15 protein-coding genes are annotated in these 16646 nt (G+C 69.1%); 7 read left to right on the forward strand and 8 right to left on the reverse strand.

The features are described from left to right. Positions 1-46 precede the first annotated feature (46 nt). Genes G6N23_RS16565 through G6N23_RS16595 form a run of 7 tightly spaced genes read right to left on the reverse strand, consistent with a single transcriptional unit; the run spans position 47 to position 7952 of the window. Complete coding sequence (locus tag G6N23_RS16565) at positions 47-1753, reverse strand: thiamine pyrophosphate-binding protein (protein ID WP_085258942.1); 1707 nt, start codon at positions 1751-1753, stop codon at positions 47-49. A 24-nt stretch (positions 1754-1777) separates the two neighbouring features. After that, on the reverse strand, positions 1778-2797 hold the full coding sequence (locus G6N23_RS16570) for an acyl-CoA dehydrogenase family protein (protein ID WP_085258941.1): 1020 nt from the start codon (positions 2795-2797) through the stop codon (positions 1778-1780). Then, positions 2794-3957, reverse strand: a complete 1164-nt coding sequence (locus tag G6N23_RS16575) for an acyl-CoA dehydrogenase family protein (protein WP_085258940.1) — start codon at positions 3955-3957, stop codon at positions 2794-2796. The genes G6N23_RS16570 and G6N23_RS16575 overlap by 4 nt, the downstream gene beginning before the upstream one ends. Then, positions 3954-4736 carry an enoyl-CoA hydratase/isomerase family protein gene (locus G6N23_RS16580; RefSeq protein ID WP_085258939.1) on the reverse strand — a complete coding sequence of 261 codons (783 nt, stop codon included), beginning with the start codon at positions 4734-4736 and terminating at the stop codon, positions 3954-3956. The genes G6N23_RS16575 and G6N23_RS16580 overlap by 4 nt, the downstream gene beginning before the upstream one ends. Next, entirely contained in the window at positions 4733-5653 is a 921-nt protein-coding gene (locus G6N23_RS16585) for an acyl-CoA dehydrogenase family protein (protein ID WP_085258938.1), read from the reverse strand. Before G6N23_RS16585 ends, G6N23_RS16580 begins: the two co-directional genes overlap by 4 nt. Continuing rightward, positions 5650-6819 carry an acyl-CoA dehydrogenase family protein gene (locus G6N23_RS16590; RefSeq protein WP_085258937.1) on the reverse strand — a complete coding sequence of 390 codons (1170 nt, stop codon included), beginning with the start codon at positions 6817-6819 and terminating at the stop codon, positions 5650-5652. The genes G6N23_RS16585 and G6N23_RS16590 overlap by 4 nt, the downstream gene beginning before the upstream one ends. After that, positions 6816-7952, reverse strand: a complete 1137-nt coding sequence (locus G6N23_RS16595; RefSeq protein WP_085259013.1) for a CaiB/BaiF CoA transferase family protein — start codon at positions 7950-7952, stop codon at positions 6816-6818. Before G6N23_RS16595 ends, G6N23_RS16590 begins: the two co-directional genes overlap by 4 nt. 178 nt (positions 7953-8130) lie before the next feature. Here G6N23_RS16595 and G6N23_RS16600 point away from each other — a divergent pair, with 178 nt between their 5' ends. From G6N23_RS16600 to G6N23_RS16620, 5 genes are read left to right on the forward strand one after another with little or no spacing between them, the layout of a single operon-like run. Then, a complete protein-coding gene (locus G6N23_RS16600; protein WP_085258936.1) occupies positions 8131-9741 on the forward strand; it encodes an SMP-30/gluconolactonase/LRE family protein in 1611 nt (536 codons plus the stop codon). Beyond that, positions 9738-10475: a GntR family transcriptional regulator gene (locus tag G6N23_RS16605; RefSeq protein WP_085258935.1), complete on the forward strand. Its 738-nt coding sequence runs from the start codon at positions 9738-9740 to the stop codon at positions 10473-10475. The genes G6N23_RS16600 and G6N23_RS16605 overlap by 4 nt, the downstream gene beginning before the upstream one ends. After that, positions 10472-12016 carry an AMP-binding protein gene (locus G6N23_RS16610; RefSeq protein WP_095173721.1) on the forward strand — a complete coding sequence of 515 codons (1545 nt, stop codon included), beginning with the start codon at positions 10472-10474 and terminating at the stop codon, positions 12014-12016. Before G6N23_RS16605 ends, G6N23_RS16610 begins: the two co-directional genes overlap by 4 nt. Before the next feature lie 2 nt (positions 12017-12018). Next, the gene (locus tag G6N23_RS16615; RefSeq protein ID WP_085258933.1) at positions 12019-12792 is read left to right on the forward strand and encodes an SDR family NAD(P)-dependent oxidoreductase; all 774 of its coding nucleotides are present in this window, start codon (positions 12019-12021) and stop codon (positions 12790-12792) included. Further along, on the forward strand, positions 12789-14258 hold the full coding sequence (locus G6N23_RS16620) for an AMP-binding protein (protein ID WP_085258932.1): 1470 nt from the start codon (positions 12789-12791) through the stop codon (positions 14256-14258). Before G6N23_RS16615 ends, G6N23_RS16620 begins: the two co-directional genes overlap by 4 nt. An 87-nt stretch (positions 14259-14345) precedes the next feature. Here the strand turns inward: G6N23_RS16620 and G6N23_RS16625 are convergent, their stop codons facing one another. After that, a complete protein-coding gene (locus G6N23_RS16625) occupies positions 14346-15128 on the reverse strand; it encodes an enoyl-CoA hydratase (protein ID WP_085258931.1) in 783 nt (260 codons plus the stop codon). A gap of 209 nt (positions 15129-15337) precedes the next feature. Here G6N23_RS16625 and G6N23_RS16630 point away from each other — a divergent pair, with 209 nt between their 5' ends. Next, entirely contained in the window at positions 15338-15988 is a 651-nt protein-coding gene (locus G6N23_RS16630; protein WP_173675004.1) for a TetR/AcrR family transcriptional regulator, read from the forward strand. A gap of 233 nt (positions 15989-16221) precedes the next feature. After that, positions 16222-16638, forward strand: a complete 417-nt coding sequence (locus tag G6N23_RS16635; protein ID WP_085258929.1) for a Zn-ribbon domain-containing OB-fold protein — start codon at positions 16222-16224, stop codon at positions 16636-16638. The last annotated feature ends 8 nt before the right edge of the window (positions 16639-16646 follow it).

Below are 16646 nucleotides of genomic sequence, written 5' to 3' on the forward strand. Positions count from 1 at the left end.
ACCCCATGTGGATGTTCATTAGTCGCAAACGAGAATAGCATTCTCGTCACTGGGTTCCTTCGGCGTACCAGGTGCGGAACTCGGCGTAGTTGGGCATCTCCTCCGAGTTGGCCTTCGGGTCGATGCACACGTGGATCACCGCTGTCCCGCCGGCGGCGTAGGCGCGTTTGATCGCCGGCCCGATCTCCGCCTCGTCCTGCACGTACTCCCCGCGGCAGCCCATCCCCTCGGCGATCTTGTCGAACCGGACATCCTTGCTCCAGTGCACCCCGGGCTGCGGCGACGGCTGATCGAACGTCCGCTTGTACACCCCGACCTCCAGGCCCCACTGGTGATCCACCCCGACCACGCAGACCAGTGGAAGCTTCAGCCGGGCCGCGGTCTCCAGCTCGGCGATGTGGAACAGGAACGCCGAGTCACTGGTCAGCAGCATCACCGGCCGCTTACCGCCCTCGGCGACCGAGGCGCCCACCGCATACGGCAGCCCGGTGCCCAGGTGACCGAAGTTCTGGTTCCACATCACGTCGTGGGGTTTGGCCTGGGAATAGGTCCACTGGAAGATGACGGTGGCGCCGCCGTCGCGGACCATGATGCCGTCGGCGGGAAAAGCCCGAGTGGCCTCGACCACGAAGCGCGCCGGATGCACCGGAGAACGCCCGGCCGGAGCGGTCTCGGCCAGCTCGGCCAACTGCTCGGCGTCCTGTTTGATCCAGCGGGCCAGGTCGGGTGACGGGGAGCGTGGACGGTCTTTGAGTGCCTCGACCAGCAGCGGGACGACACCGCGCAGGTCGCCCACCAGCGGCACGTCGACCGGCCGGTTCACCCCGATCGCCAGCGGATCCTGCTCGACGTAGATCCACTTGCGCTCGGCGTTGCGCTCCGCCCAGTGCCGGGTGGTGCCGTAGTGCACCGGCTCGCCGAGCTCGGTGCCCAGCGCCACGCAGACGTCGGAGGCAGCCACCGCCTCGACCGCCGATGAGGAGAACCCGTAGGGAAAGGTGCGGTCTTCCAGCCCGGGGATGAACGCGGTACCGCCGGAGGTCTGGATCACCGGACACGCCATCAGCTCGGCGAGCTCGGCCACCGCCGCCCCGCTGCGCGAGGTGTGCACCCCGTGACCGACCAGCAGGATCGGGTTGGCCGCGTTGCGGATGATCTCGGCGGCTTCGGCGAGCTCGGGCGCACCGGCCCGCTGATTCACCAGCCGGTAGCGGTGCGGCTCGGGCGGCCCGGCGACGTCGAGCTCTTCGAGGATCACATGCGACGGGTATTCGATGTAGGACGGCCCGGGCGTGCCGGACATGGCGCGCCGGATGGCCTCGTGCACGATCTCATCGGTCTGGTCGGCGTACTCGATCGACGCGCTGTACTTCACCGACGGCGTGAAAAGCTCTTCCTGCCGGACGAATTGGATACGCCCGCGCCGCACCCGCCGCTCGGTGATGCGGGCCCGCTGCCCGCCTAGGAACACCACCGGGGAGTTCTCCACCTTCGCGCACATCATCGCCCCGGCGATGTTGGCCACCCCGGGACCCAGCGTGCCGATACACAGCCCCGGCCGGCCGGTCATCCGGGACGCCGCCTCCGCCATGAATCCGGCGCTCTCCTCGTGGTGCGGGGCCACCACCGACCAGCCGCGCTGCTCGGCCTCGACGAACATGTGCACGAAGTTGGGGTCGGGGATGCCGAACAGCGTGTCGACGCCCTCGGCTTCGAACAATTCCAGTATCCGGCGGTAAACGGGTACACCCACAGTCGAAACTCCTTGTTCTGCTTGTTAATACCGTTGAGCGAGACGTTGCCGGTGCGCTGCCGGTGACCCGAACAACGACCGGTTGAAGACGGCGCGTTTCAGATAGACGTGGATGCCGCTCTCCCACGTGTAGCCGATACCGCCGTGCAGCTGCATGGCCTTGCCGACCACGTCGACGGCGGCACCGCAGGTATAGGACTTCGCCATGGCCACGGCTGCATCGGCTTCGATTTCCGCGCCGTCGGGGCCCGCCACCGCGACCACCGCCTCAACGGCCTCGCGCACCAGGGCGCGGGCCACCGAGACTTTCACCTGCATGTCGGCGCAGGCGTGTTTGACGGCCTGAAAGGAACCGATCGGACGGCCGAATTGCTCCCGCGTCTGCGCATAGGACACGGTTGCGGCGAGCATCGCTTCGGCCAGGCCCAGGCTGTCGCAGGCCACCGCGACGGCCGCGCGATTCAGGACAGGCCGCGCGCCGCCGGCGAACCGCAGCGGTTCGGCCACCTCGATCCCGTCGGCGGTCACGGTGGCGACCCGGCGGGTTTCGTCGAGCACCGGTTGCGGGGTGACGGTCAGGCCCTCGGCGGCGACGGCGACATCGGCGCCGGACGCATCGGTGGCCAGCACCAGTAACCGGTCGGCGCCTTCGGCGTCCGGAACGAAATCGGCGCGGCCGGTCAATCGACGGTCGGCGTCGAGGGTGAAGTCTCCGATCGCCACCGCCACTTGAGCCGCGCCGGTGGCGACATCGGCCACCAGCGCATCACGAACCACGCTGTCCTGCAGCGTGGTCAACACGCCGACGGTCAGCACCGCGCTGCCCAGGTAGGGCGTTGCCGCGGCGGCGCGGCCCAGTTCCTGGCAGACCACGGCGACCTCGGCGAACGTCGCACCGGCCCCGCCGAAGGCCTCGGGTACCTCCAGCCCGACCCAGCCGGCGTCGGCCATGGTCGGCCAGTCGACGACACGGCCGCGGGACAGCACGTCGGCGGCGACGGCTCGGAGGTCGTCGTGCAGTTCGGCGAAATCGGTTGTGGTCACGGCAGGCTCGGTTCTCGCGGCAATCCCAGGCCGCGTTCGCCGATGATGGTGCGCTGGATCTCGCTGGAGCCGCCGGGGATAGTCCACTCCCAGGAGCCGATGAAATCCAGCACCCAGGAACCGGATTCCCACCCGCTGGACAGGGGTTTGGCCAGCGCCGTGTGCGCGGCCAGTCCGCTGATCTCGGTGCCGAAATCGGTGAGGCGTTGCAGCAGTTCGCTGTAGAAGAGTTTCACGATCGAGGCGTCGGCCGGCCCGGCGGTGCCCGCCTCAACGTCGCGCACCAACTGGCGGCACATCGCGCGCAGGCCGGTGATCTCGGTCTCGAGCTGCGCCAGCCTGTCGGCCACCACCGGGTCATCGGTCGGGGCGGCCTGCACCAGCCAGCGGAATCCGGCACAGCCCAGCCGCTCGGCCAGCTCGAGCATGGTCATGCCGCGTTCGGCGCCCAGCGTCGCCTGCGCCACCTGCCAGCCGGTGTTCTCGGCCCCGATCAGATTGGCCGCCGGGATCACCACGTCATCGAGGAAGATCTCGCAGAAGTGCTGGTCGCCGACGGCGTTACGGATCGGCCGCACCTGGACTCCGGGGGTGTCCATGTCCAACAGGAAGTAGGAGATGCCCTTGCGCTTGGGGGCGTCCGGGTCGGTGCGGGCCAGCAACAGACACCATTGGGCGTAACTCGCGCCGCTGGCCCACAGCTTCTGGCCGTTGATTACATAGTCATCGCCCACCCGCCGGGCCGTGGTGCGCAGCGACGCCAGGTCCGAGCCGGCTTCGGGTTCGGAGAAGCCCTGGACCCAGATCTCGCCGTCGAGGATCGCCGGCAGATGCCGGCGGCGCTGTCCCTCGGTGCCGGCGGCCAGCAGGGTCGCCGCGGCGTGGTGGATGCCGACGAACGCCAGCACCAGCCGCGGCGCGTCGTGAGCGGCCAGCTCCTGGTACAGCACGGCCTGATCGGCTACCGACATGCCGCCGCCCCACTCGCGCGGCCAGTGCGGCACCGCGAACCCGGCGCTGTGCAGGGTGGCGAACCAGCTGCGCTGGAAGTCGACGAATTCCTGCTCCCCGACCCCGGTCTGGGTGCGGCGCCAATCCGCCGGGACGTTGTCGCGGCACCACTGGCGTACCTGGGCGCGGAAATCGGAGGTGGGGGTCATCGCCGGTTCGCCCGCTTCTGGAAGGCCAGGAGGCGCTCCCGGTGCTCGGGTGTCTTCATGGTGGCCACCTCGGCGGCGAACCCGGCCTGCAAGGGCCCGCCCAGCACCTGCGACAGGTACATGTTGACCACCCGCTTGGTGCCCTGCAGCGCCTCGGGCGGCTGGGCGGCCAGCCGTTCGGCTAGCCGATGAGCTTGGGGCAGCACTTCTTCGGGTGCCACCGTGCGGCTGGCCAGTCCCAGTTCAACTGCGGTGGCGGCATCGATCCGGTCACCGGTGTAGAGGTACTCGCGGGACCGCAGGATCGGGGTGAGCAACGGCCACAACGCGGCGCCGCCGTCACCGGCGACCAGGCCGACCGCAACGTGCGGGTCGGCGAGATAGGCGGTCTGGCTGATCAACACGATGTCGCAGAGCAGCGCCACGCTGGCGCCCAGCCCGACCGCCGGGCCGTTGACGGCCGCGATGATCGGCAGCGGGAACCGGAGCATCTCCTCGACGATCGCAGCGCCTTCGCGGATGCTCTCGTCACGGGCGGATTCGTCGTCGAGGAAGGTGGTGATCCAGTTCAGGTCGCCGCCGGCGGAGAACGCCCGCCCGGCGCCGGTCAGCACCACGACGCGGACCGTTTTGTCGGCGGCCAACTGCCGCCACACGTTGGCCAGACCCCAGTGCAGGTTCGCGTTGACGCTGTTGAGCTCGTCTGGCCGGTTGATCGTCACGGTGCGGACCGGGCCGTCGCCGGCCACCGCGATCTCCTGCGGCAGGTCGTATTTCATGCGTAGAGTCCCGCCAATCCAACTCGGCCGACGCGGTGGACCAGCAGCTCGCGGGTCGCCGAGAGCCCCCAGGGCAGCCGGCGCAGCGGCTGACTGTAGCGCGACAGCCAGGACAGTGCCGTCTCATCGCAGAACCCGACGGCACCGTGCAGCTGATGGCAGACCCGGAACACCACCTCGGCCGCTTCCAGCGCCGCCGACCGCAGCGCCAGGGCGTCGTCGACCGCTTCGGGGCGCCCGGCCGCGATGCTCCACAGCGCGTGTTTGGCCAGCATGTCCAGCCCGGCGCGTTCCACCTCGGCGTCGGTAAGTTGGAACTGCACGCCCTGAAATGCCGACAGCGGCTGGCCGAACTGCTGGCGCAGCCGCACATGGGCGATCGTGAGATCCAGTGCCCGGTCCAGCATTCCCAGCAGCGTCCAGCATCCCAGCACCAGCCCCAGCGCCACATCGTCGGCACCGTCGTCGTCGATCGCCGTCAGCGTCAGCTCGGACACCAGTGCCGGCCCCGGCGTGGACACTGCCGCCACGGTGCTGCGCGCACCGGCCAGAGTCACCGCGGCCCACCGCTTCGGCAGTCCGGCCACCGCACCGGCCGGGGCATGCTCGGCGACCACGATCAGCCCTTCGACATCATCGAGATCAGCCGGCGCCGCAAGGCATTCGGCCAGCGGGTAGGGAACGGCCCAATAACCGGCGCTGCGACACAGCGCGGCGGCCGCTTCGAGTTCGTCGGCATCGGTGCGGGGTTTGAGGTCGAAGGCGCCCATCCCGTTCAGGATCGGCGCCACCAGTTGCTCGCGCCCGGCGGGGTCGGCATCGGCGCGCACCACCAGGTCGTCGCCACCGGCCGCTTCGAACGCCCGCAGTGCCGCCCGGCCGTATTCTTCGGCGCCGTCGCCGAGTTCGAGAATCATTGTCGCGCCGCCAACAGGGCGCGGGAGAGCAGGATGCGTTGCATCTCAATGCTTCCCGACGAAACGGTGGCGGCCTGCGAGTAGCGCCAGTGGTCTTCGACCTCGGCGCGGAACCACCGCGCCTGCGGGGTGTCCGGCGCTTCGGCGGCGATCTCCATCAGCACCTCCGCGCTCTCCTGGTCCAGGCGGGTGACCGCGATCCGGTAGGCGGCGGCGTCTCCGGGCGCAATACGCCCACTGGCCTGCAGGGACACCACCCGGTATCCCATCAGCCGGGCGCGCCGGCAGTGGGTGAGCATGCGCACCCAGCGGGCCGTCAACTCGCCGGGCAGGGTGTCCCAGCGCTGCTCGAGGGCGTGCGGGGCGGCGGCCAGCAGGCGTTCGCAGCGGGCATACCGGGCGATGCCCACCCGCTCGAAAGCCATCACGTCGGCCACGATCGACCAGCCCGCATCGACCTCGCCGAGCACGTCGGCGTCGGTGACGCGCAGGTCGTCGAAGAACACCTCGTTGAGATGGTGCGGGCCCATCATGGTGCGGATCGGCCGGACCTGGATCGCCGGGTCGTCCATCGGGACCAGGAACACCGTCAGGCCCTGCTGCTTCTTGGTGACCTGCCCTTCGCCGACCCGGGTGGTGCGGGCCAGCAGGAAGCACCACTGCGCCATGGTGGCGTACGAGGTCCAGATCTTCTGGCCGTTGATCAGCCAGCCGTCCCCATCGCGGCGGGCGTGGGTACGCAGCGAGGCCAGGTCCGAGCCGGCTTCGGGTTCGGAGAACCCCTGACACCAGATCACGTCGCCGGCCGCGATCGGCGGCAGGTGCCGGCGCTGCTGTTCGGGTGTGCCGTGCCGCATGATGATGGGCCCGACCCAGTTCACCCCCATGTACTGCGCCCCGCGCGGTTCGTGGTGCGCCCACATCTCCTCGCGCACCACGGTCTGCTCCCACACCGAGGCGTCCGCCCCGCCGAATTCCTTCGGCCAGGACAGGCACAGCAGGTCGCGCTCGGCCAACACGCGGCAGAACCGTTGCGCGGCAGCAAGATCAGCGGGATCGTCGGTGAACGCGCCCGGAAACTGTTCGGGAAGCTCCTTACTGATCAGTTCACGCAGCTGCCCCCGCAGCTCGCCGGCGCGCGTCCCCATGTCGAAGTCGAGCGTCATACGGTGCCCTGCTCGAGTCCCAGTTCGGCGAGCACCGCCGCGGTGTGCGCGCCCAGCTCCGGCGCCGGGCCGGCGACCCGGCCCGGGGTGCGCGACAACCAGGTGGGCACGCCGGGGAAACGCACCGGACCGTTGGGGGTGTCCACGGTCTCGAACAGTCCCACCGCGTTGAGGTGCGGGTCGTCGAAGAGCGCCCCCGGCGTGTTCAGCGGGGCGGCCGGTATCTCCAGCTCGCGCAACAGCTTCAGCCACTCGGCGGTGGTGCGCTCCTTCACGGTCTGCGCCACCAGCCCGTAGACGGTGTCGATCCGCTGGGCCCGCTGCGCCAGAGTGGCGTACTGCGGCGACGCCCAGGACGGCTGCACCGCGTCGATGAAGGCGTTCCAGTGTTTGTCGTTGTAGATCAACGCCGCGATCTGCCCGTCGCTGGTGTCATACGGCCGCCGGTTGGGCGCTACCGTGCGGGGGTAGACGGCCGGGCCCAGCGGCGGGTCGAACATCGCGCCGTTGGCGTGTTCGACGAGCATGAACGAGGCCATGGTCTCGAACATCGCGACCTCGACCTCCTGGCCCTGCCCGGTGCGCTCCCGGTGGAACAGCGCCATCATCGTGGCGTACAGGGCGGTCAGCCCCGCGATCTTGTCGGCCATGATGGTGCCGACGTAGTCGGCCCGCCCGGTGAGCTGCTGCTGCACGGCGGGCAGTCCGCATTCGGCCTGGATGGTGTCGTCGTAGGCCGGACGGTCGGCGTCCGGGCCGCGGCGGCCGTAGCCGTAGCAGTTGGTGTAGACGATCCGCGGGTTGATGGCGGCCACCGAGTCATAGTCCAGACCCAGTTTCGCGACCGCCTTGGCCCGCATCGAGTGGACGAACACGTCGGCGCCGGCGATCAGCGCGGTTATCGCCTTCCGGCCCTCGTCGGTGCGCAGGTCCAGCACGATGCCGCGTTTGCCGCGGTTGACGTTGACGAACACCCCGCTCATGTCCGGCGCGGGGCCCGCCGAGATGTAGCGGGTGGCATCGCCCTCGGGCGGCTCGACCTTGATGACGTCGGCACCCATGTCGGCCATGATCTGCGTGCAGTAGGGGCCCATCACCATCGTGGTCAGATCGACCACCCGCACCCCGTGCAGCGGTCCGCCCCCGGGGGCTTCCCCCGTCGCCCCAGCAACCATCAATTGTTCGGACAAAATACTCCGTTCTGCGTATTGCAGAACACTATTCCGCAGGGGTTATTTGCCCGTCAAGGGCAGTGCACCGAGTTACGGCGGCTATTGTCTGGACTAACTGCGCTTGATAACGTCCGGAGTCATGACGGACCTGCTCTCCCGTGACGTCCTGACCAGTCCGGCGATCGCAGCGGGCTGGCGACTGCAGCGGATCACCGCTCCGAGCCGGCTGTTCGGCGCCAACGGCCTGCGGACCGGTCCGGACGGGCGGGTCTATGTCGCGCAGGTGACCGGCAGCCAGATCAGTGCGCTGGACGTGGCCACCGGCGAACTGGTCGCGGTGAGCCCCCGCGGCGGGGACATCGTCGCGCCCGACGACGTGGCCTTCGACAGTGCCGGAAATCTGTATGCCACCGAGGTGATGGACGCCCGCGTCAGCGCGCTCGACGCCTCGGGACGCAGTCGGGTGCTGCGTGACGACCTGCCCTGCGCGAACGGGATCACCGTGCATCGCGACCGGCTGTTCATCGGGGAATGCCGCGACGGCGGGCGCCTGATGGAGCTCGACCGGGCCACCGGCGCCCAGCGCATCCTGGCCGAGAACCTCCCGTCGCCCAATGCCATGGAGGTCGGACCCGACGGCCTGCTGTACTTCCCGGTGATGACCGCCAACGAGATCTGGCGGATCGACCCGTATGCCGATGATGCCGCACCGCAACGGGTTGCCGCCGATCTGGGCGTACCCGACTCGGTGAAGTTCGACGCGGACGGCCGCATCGTCTCCACCCAGGCGGCCAGCGGCGCGGTGTTGCGCATCGACCCCCGCACCGGCGAGCGCACCGTGCTGGCGCAACTGGCGCCGGGGCTGGACAACTGCACTTTCGTCGACGGCCGGCTGTTCGTCTCCAACTTCAGCGGGGAGATCACCGAGGTCGCCGCCGACGGCGAGGTGACCACCGCGCTGCCGGGCGGGCTGAACTGGCCACTGGATCTGACCCTCGACGACGACGGCACCCTCTACGTCGCCGACGGCACCTACTTCTACGCGGTCGGTCCGGATGGGCGTCTGCAAACACTCGGAATGCTGTTCACGCCAGGCTATCCCGGTTTCATCCGCGGGGTCGCCGCCGTCGGTCCCGGCGAGTTCGTCGTCACCACCTCCGGCGGGCAGGTCAGCCGCTACGTTCCGGCCGAGTCGCGCAGCGAGGTACTCGCCGACGGCTTCGACCAGCTCTACGGGGTGGCCGCGGGACCCGCCGGCGTGGCCGTCACCGAGTTCGGCACCGGCCGGGTGCTGGGCGTTCGCGCCGGTGCGGTCGACGTGCTCGCACACGGCCTGGCCGGTCCGGTCGGGATCGCACTCGCCCAGGACGCCGAAGCCGGCTCATACCTGGTGGCCGAATCCGGCGCCGGGCGGGTGGTGCGGGTCAGCGCCTCGGGCGTCGAGACGGTGGTCGACGGATTGTCGTGCCCGCAGGGCATTCTGGTGGCCGACCGCCGGCTCTACCTCGTCGACGCCGGCGCCCGCCGGGTGCTCGCCGTCGACCTCGACACCGGGACGCGGCACGCCATCGCCGACGGGCTGCCGGTCGGGCCGCCGCCGGGCGTGGCACCCAAGCCACTGCGGGGCATGCCGCCGTTCTCCGGTCCGCAGGGCCCGTTCGCCGGCATCGCACGCAGCCGCGACGGCACCCTGTTCGTCGCCGCCGACGGGGACGGCAGCGTGCTGGCACTACGTCCGGTCGGCCCGTGACCGACCACCGCTACCTGAAGGTCGCCCGGGTGCTGCGCAAGGAGATCGCCGACGGGGTGTATCCGATCGGCTCGCAGCTGCCCACCGAACATGAGCTGTGCGAACGGTTCACCGTCAGCCGCTACACGGTCCGCGAGGCGCTGCGGCGGCTGCGAGAGGACAACCTCGTCGTCTCCCGGCCCCGCGCCGGCACCGTGGTGATTCCCCGCACCGCGACGAACTGCTACGCCCACGACGTGGTGTCGATCGACGATCTGGTCGCATTCGCCGCCGGTTCCACCTTTGAGATCGACTCCAACGCCATGATCACCATCGACGACGATGCGGCAGCGCGCACCGGCCTGCCGACCGGTAGCGACTGGCTGACGGTGCGCGGCAATCGACGGACCGAGGGCCAGACTGCGCCGATCTGCCGGACCGAGTACTACATCAACCGGGCCTTCGCCGGTGTCGGCCGCTTGCTGCAGCGGCATTCGGGACCGATCTTCCCGTTGGTCGAGGACATGTTCGGGGTCAGCATCGTCGAGGTCCGCCAGCACATCCGGGCGGTGATCATCACCGCGGAACTCGCCGAGGAACTGGCCGTCGATCCCGGCGCCGCCGCGTTGCAGATGCAACGCACCTACACCACCTCCGAGGGTGAGATCGCCCAGGTGACGGTGAACACCCATGCCGGCGACGGTTACCAATACTCGATGACGCTGCACCGGGTGATAGGACCGGGCAGTCCGTGACGACGCTGGGCGACACCCTGGCGCAGGCCACCGCGCAGCACCCGCAGCGGGTGCTGCTGATCGACGGTGAAGTCCGGCTGACCTGCCGGGAGCTGCACACCCGGGCCACGGCCCTGGCGCAGGCGATGCTGGAGCGCATGCCCGGCGGCAGCGTGGTGTCGTTCATGCTGCCGAACTGGCACGAGGCCGCCGTCGTCTACCTGGCCGCCACCCTGGCCGGGATGGTGGTCAACCCGATCCTGCCGTCACTGCGAGACGCCGAACTGAAGTTCATCCTCGCCGACTCGCGAAGCCGACTGCTGTTCGCGCCGGACGTGTTTCGTGGCCACGACTATGCGGCGATGCTGACCCGGGTGAACGGCGCGTTACCCGAGCCACCGGAGCTGGTGCTGGTGCGCGCCGCCGAACCGGGCGCCCGTACCGACTATCGCGCGCTGACCGACGGCGTCGTGGAACCGGTCCGCCTGCCGCGGGTCGATCCCGACGCCGTCCGGCTGCTCCTGTACACCTCGGGCACCACCGGCCGGGCCAAAGGCGTTCTGCACAGCCATAATTCGATCAACGCTTTGATCCGGCAGCTGGGTCGATACTGGCCGGCGGCGACCGGTGCCACGTTTCTGGTGCCGTCCCCGATCGCCCACATCGGCGGGTCGATCTACGCGTTCGAGGCCCCGCTGCTGCTGGACGCCACCGCCGTGCTGATGGACACCTGGGACGCCGACGCGGCCGTGCAACTGATGCTCGCCGAACACTGCACCCACGTGGCCGGGGCGACACCGTTTCTCGACCAGCTGCTCGCCGCCGCCCGGCGCGCCGGCACCCGCCTGCCCGACCTGAAGCTCTTCGTCTGCGGCGGCGCGTCGGTCCCGGCGTCGTTGATCCGCGACGCGGCCGGCTACTTCCGTACCGCTGCCGTCACCCGGGTGTACGGGTCCAGCGAGGTTCCGGTCAGCACCGTTGGCGCGGTGGGCCCCGGCGAACTCTCCTACGCCGCGGAGACCGAGGGCCGGGCCGGGATCGCCGACATCAAGTTGGTCGACCACCACGGCGCTCCGCCGGGAGAGGGCGAGATCTACGTCCGCGGACCGCAGATGTTGGTGGGTTATCTGCACCCCGAGGACGAGCGCGACTGCTTCGACACCGAGGGCTACTTCGCGACCGGCGATCTGGGACGTTGGGTGGACGACGACTATCTGGTCGTCACCGGCCGCCTCAAGGACGTGATCATCCGCAACGGCGAGAACATCTCCGCGCGCGAGGTGGAGGACATCCTGGCCGGGCATCCGGGAATCGCCGAGATCGCGGTGGTCGGCCTGCCCGATGCGCGCACCGGAGAGCGGGCCTGTGCCGTGATCGTTGCGGCCGGCGACACCGGTCCCGACGTCGCCGAGTTGCGCGCCATGCTGACCGCGCACGGTGTCGCGGTGTTCAAGGCTCCCGAGCAGGTGGAGATCTGGGACGAACTGCCGAAGAACGACGCCGGCAAGGTTGTCAAACAGCGCATCCGGGCCGCGCTGGCCCGCAATAACGGAGGTGACTGAGCATGCAGGTGGCGATCGTGACCGGCGCCAGCAGTGGAATCGGATTCGGCTGCGCCACAAAGCTTGCCGAGGACGGCGTGGCGGTGCTGGCCACCGGCCGTGACGAGGGGCGACTCGCGGCTCTGGCGGCCGAGGTCGCCGATGGGGATCGCATCGCCACCCTGGCCGTCGACCTGACGCAGGACGTGGCTCCCGCGCAGATCATCGACGCCGCACTGGCCCGCTGGGGCCGGGTGGACTACCTGATCAACAATGCCGGCGTCGGCAGCCCCAAACCGTTGCACGAGACCGACGACGAAACCTTGGACCAATTCCTGAATCTGATGCTGCGGGCGCCGTTCCGGCTGGCGCGAGACGTGCTGCCGCACCTGCGCCCCGGGTCGGCGATCATCAACGTCACCTCCACCTTCGCGGTGGTCGGCGGCCTGCGCGGCGGAGCGTACTCCGCGGCCAAGGGCGGCCTGACCGCGCTGACCACCCACATCGCCTGCCAGTACGGCGCACAGGGCATCCGGTGCAACGCGGTGGCGCCCGGGGTCACCGTGACGCCCATGGTCGAAAAGCGCCTCGACGACCCGCGATTCCGCAAGATCAACACCGAGATGACGCCCTACCCGCGGCTGGGGCGGGTAGCCGACATCGCCAATACCGTCGCCTTTTTGTGCTCGGAAGCCGGCGCATTCATCAACGGCCAGACCATCGTGGTCGACGGCGGCTGGAGCTCGACCAAATATCTCTCGGAGTTCGGGCTGGACTCCCACTGGGTGCGGCCGTGAATCTGTTCACCTGCCTGGATCAGGCCGCGGTCCGATTCGGCGAGCGAGGAGCGGTGTATCACGGTGAGCGCCAACTGCATACCTGGGCCGAGCTGGCAGATCGCGCCCTGCGCCTGGCGGCATCGTTGCGCGGGGCGGTGCGGCCCGGCGCGCGGATCGCGATCGCCAGCGAGAACCGGCCCGAGATCATCGAGCTGATGTTCGCCACCTGGGCGGCCGATTGCGTCGTCGTCCCGCTCAACTACAAGCTGCACCCGCGGGAGATGGCCCAGATCATCTCCGACGCCGGGGCGAGCCGGGTCTTCGCCTCCCCGACGCTGACACCCGACCTGGCAGCGGCAGTCGACACCCCGGTCGAAACCCTCGGCGGCGCGACGTATCTGGAGCGACTCCACAACGAGCCGTGCACATCACCCGACCCGGATCCGGATCGGCTGGCGTGGCTGTTCTACACCAGCGGCACCACCGGACGCTCGAAGGGCGCGATGCTGACCCACCGCAACCTGATGGCGATGACGGTGGCGCACCTTGCCGACCTCGACGACCCCGACGCCGACTGCAGCCTGATCCACGGCGCCCCGATGTCGCACGGATCCGGGCTGTACATCGCGCCGTACGTGCTGCGCGGGGCCCGGCAGGTGGTGCCGGCGTCGGGCTCGTTCGACGCCGACGAATTCCTCGACCTGTGCGGGCACCATCGCGGCGCCACCGCATTTCTGGCGCCGACCATGGTGGCACGCCTGGTCAGAACCGGACGCGAGCGCCCGGCCCACCTGCGCGCCATCATCTACGGCGGCGGCCCGATGTACCTCGGGGACCTCAAGCGTGCGCTGGCCGCGTTCGGGCCGGTGTTCGCCCAGCTCTACGGCCAGGGCGAGGCGCCGATGACCATCACCGGCCTGAGCCGCGCCGACCATTCCGGTGACGACGCGATCCTGGCTTCGGTGGGCCGGCCGCGCTCCGGTGTGGAGGTGGCGGTGTTGCGCGAGGACGGCACGCCCGCCCCGGCCGGCGAGGTCGGCGAGATCGTCTGCCGCGGCGACGTGGTGATGGCCGGGTACTGGAACAACCCGGGCGCGACCGCCGAGGCCATCAACGAGGACGGCTGGCTGTTCACCGGCGACCAGGGTTCCTTCGACGACCGCGGCTACCTCACCTTGCGGGACCGCTCGAAGGACGTGGTGATCAGCGGTGGCAGCAACATCTATCCCCGCGAGGTCGAGGAGGCGCTGCTGGACCATCCCGGGGTCTCCGAAGCCGGTGTGGTGGGCGCGCCGGATCCCGAGTGGGGCGAGATCGTGGTCGCGTTCATCGTCGGCGATGCCTCCATCGCCGAGCTGGACGCCCATCTGCTGCAACGCATCGCCCGGTTCAAGCGCCCGAAACGCTACGAGTTCGTCGACGCGTTGCCCAAGAACAGCTACGGCAAGGTGCTCAAACGGGAGCTGCGCGCCCAGCTGGGCTGAGTTCGGGTCGCGAGATTGCACTCACGCACGCAAAAGTGGCGAACGACGTGCGTGGTTGCAATCTCGCGGCGGAATGAAGGCCCCGGCTTATTCGACCTTCGTCTTCATCTGGTCGAGGTTGACCAGCACCGGCCACCCGCACACCGACAGCGCATTGCCGTGTCCGGTTTCGTGGATGTCGAACGCCGACTGGATCGCCGAGTGGAAGCCCTGCACGTCGAGGGTCTGATTGACCGCGCGCTTAGCCTGCCGCAGCGCAAATGACGGCATGGTGGCGATGTGCTCGGCGAGCCGGCGGGTCTCGGCGTCCAGCTGGTCGCGCGGCACCACCCGGTTGACCATGCCGGTCTGCTCGGCTTCCTGCGCGGTCATCGCGCGGCCGGTGAACAGCAACTCCTTGGCTTTACGCGGTCCCAGTTCCCAGGTGTGCCCGTGATATTCGACGCCACCGATACCCATCAGCACGACCGGATCGGAGAATTGGGCGTCGTCGGCGGCGATGATCAGATCGCACGGCCAGCACAGCATCAACCCCCCGGAGATACACCGGCCCTGCACCGCGGCGATGGAGGGCTTGGGCACGTTGCGCCACCGCAGGGTGTACTCCAGGTAGCGCTTGCACTCGTGTTGGTAAATGAACTCCAGGGTGATCTTGTCGGGCACCGGGCCACCGCCCTTGAGATCGTGGCCGGCCGAGAAGTGTTTGCCGTTGGCCCGTACCACGATGACAGCGACGTCGTCGTCGTCGGCGGCACGCGTCCAGGCCGCGTCGAGCTCGTCGAGCAGCTCGGGGTTCTGGGCGTTGGCCGCCTCGGGACGGTTCAGGGTGATGGTCGCGATCTTCTCGGCGACCTCGTAATCGATGTACATGGACGTCCTTGTCAGTTGCGGGATCGGCGCCGGTCTAACCGACGGCTTCCGGCTGCGTCGGCAAAGCGGGAGAAGCCGCTTCTCATTCTAGGAAAGTTACCATCTTCTACACCGGTACGGCAGCGCCCCGATCGGCGCCGTCGCCATGGCCACATTCTCCGGTAGGGTGCATTCGTGTTCTCCCAAAAAGGCAACCTCCGGAGCCGCTGGTGAGCAACCCCGAAGAGGAGCCGGTCTGGAAGCAGCGGGCAGTCGAACGGTCGATCAAGACCGCGCGACTGCGGGCCGCCCAGCGCGTTCAGCGCTTTCTGGACGCGGCCCAGGCCATCATCATCGAGAAGGGCAGCACCGACTTCACCGTCCAGGAGGTCGTCGAGCGCTCACGGCAGTCGCTGCGCAGCTTCTACCTGCAATTCAACGGTAAACACGAACTGCTGCTGGCGCTGTTCGAGGATGCCCTGAGCCGGACCGCCGACCAGATCCGGGCCGCCACCGAGGACAAGACCAAGCCGCTGGAACGGCTCAAAGTGGCCGTCGAGCTGCTCTTCGAGCTCTCCCGGCCGGACCCGTCGGCCAAGCGCCCGCTGTTCACCGATTTCGCGCCGCGGCTGCTGGTCTCGCACCCCACCGAGGTCAGAGTCGCCTTCACCCCGTTGCTGGCCCTGCTCACCGAGCTGATGGAGGCCGCCGACGAGGCCGGCGAGCTGCGACCCGGAGTCAACGCCCGGCGCATGGCGGCGATGACCATGCAGACCGTCATGTTCGTGGCGCAGTCCAGCGCCGACTCCGACGAACCGGGCACCCACCCGATCAAGGCCGACGAGGTCTGGGACTTCTGCGCCCACGGCCTCGCCGACTGATCTCCCCCTCCCCCGTTCCCCGCGAGCGGGGGTCCCGTTATCTCGCGAGCGTGCGCGTCTGTCCGCGACACGCCGCGTGAATACGTGCATCTGCGCACGCTCGTCGGACCCGGGACAAACGGTCACACGACCGATCCGCCCGATCCCGGCTTCCATTCCCGTAGGCACATATGCTCTAATCGAGAATGTGATTTCCACACGGTGTATGCGCACTTCGCCGGCGGGCCTCGCCGATGCGTAAAGTCCTCGCTCCCGACGTCACAAACTGGCCCGACGAGAACCCGGCGCTGATCGGTAGTCAATGCGACGACTGCGAGGCCACCGTGTGGCCCCGACAGGACCATTGCCCGCACTGCAGTGGCCCGCGGATGCGCGATCTGCTGCTGCCCCGACGGGGCACGTTGGAAGCCTGGACGACCCAGGGCTTCGTACCGAAGTTGCCCTATGCCGGAGGCGAGTCCGCCGAGGGCTTCGCGCCGTTCGGGGTCGGACTGGTGCGGCTCGGCGATGTGATCAAGGTCGAGGCCCGCCTGACCGAATCCGATCCCGCCAAGCTGCAGTTCGGGATGGGCGTCGAATTGACCATGGTGCCGTTCTATGTCGACGACGACGGAACCGAGATCCTCACCTGGGCCTTCCAGCCCGTCTAAGGAGGCCT

The organism is Mycolicibacter terrae, assembly GCF_010727125.1.
Taxonomy (GTDB): Bacteria; Actinomycetota; Actinomycetes; order Mycobacteriales; family Mycobacteriaceae; genus Mycobacterium; species Mycobacterium terrae.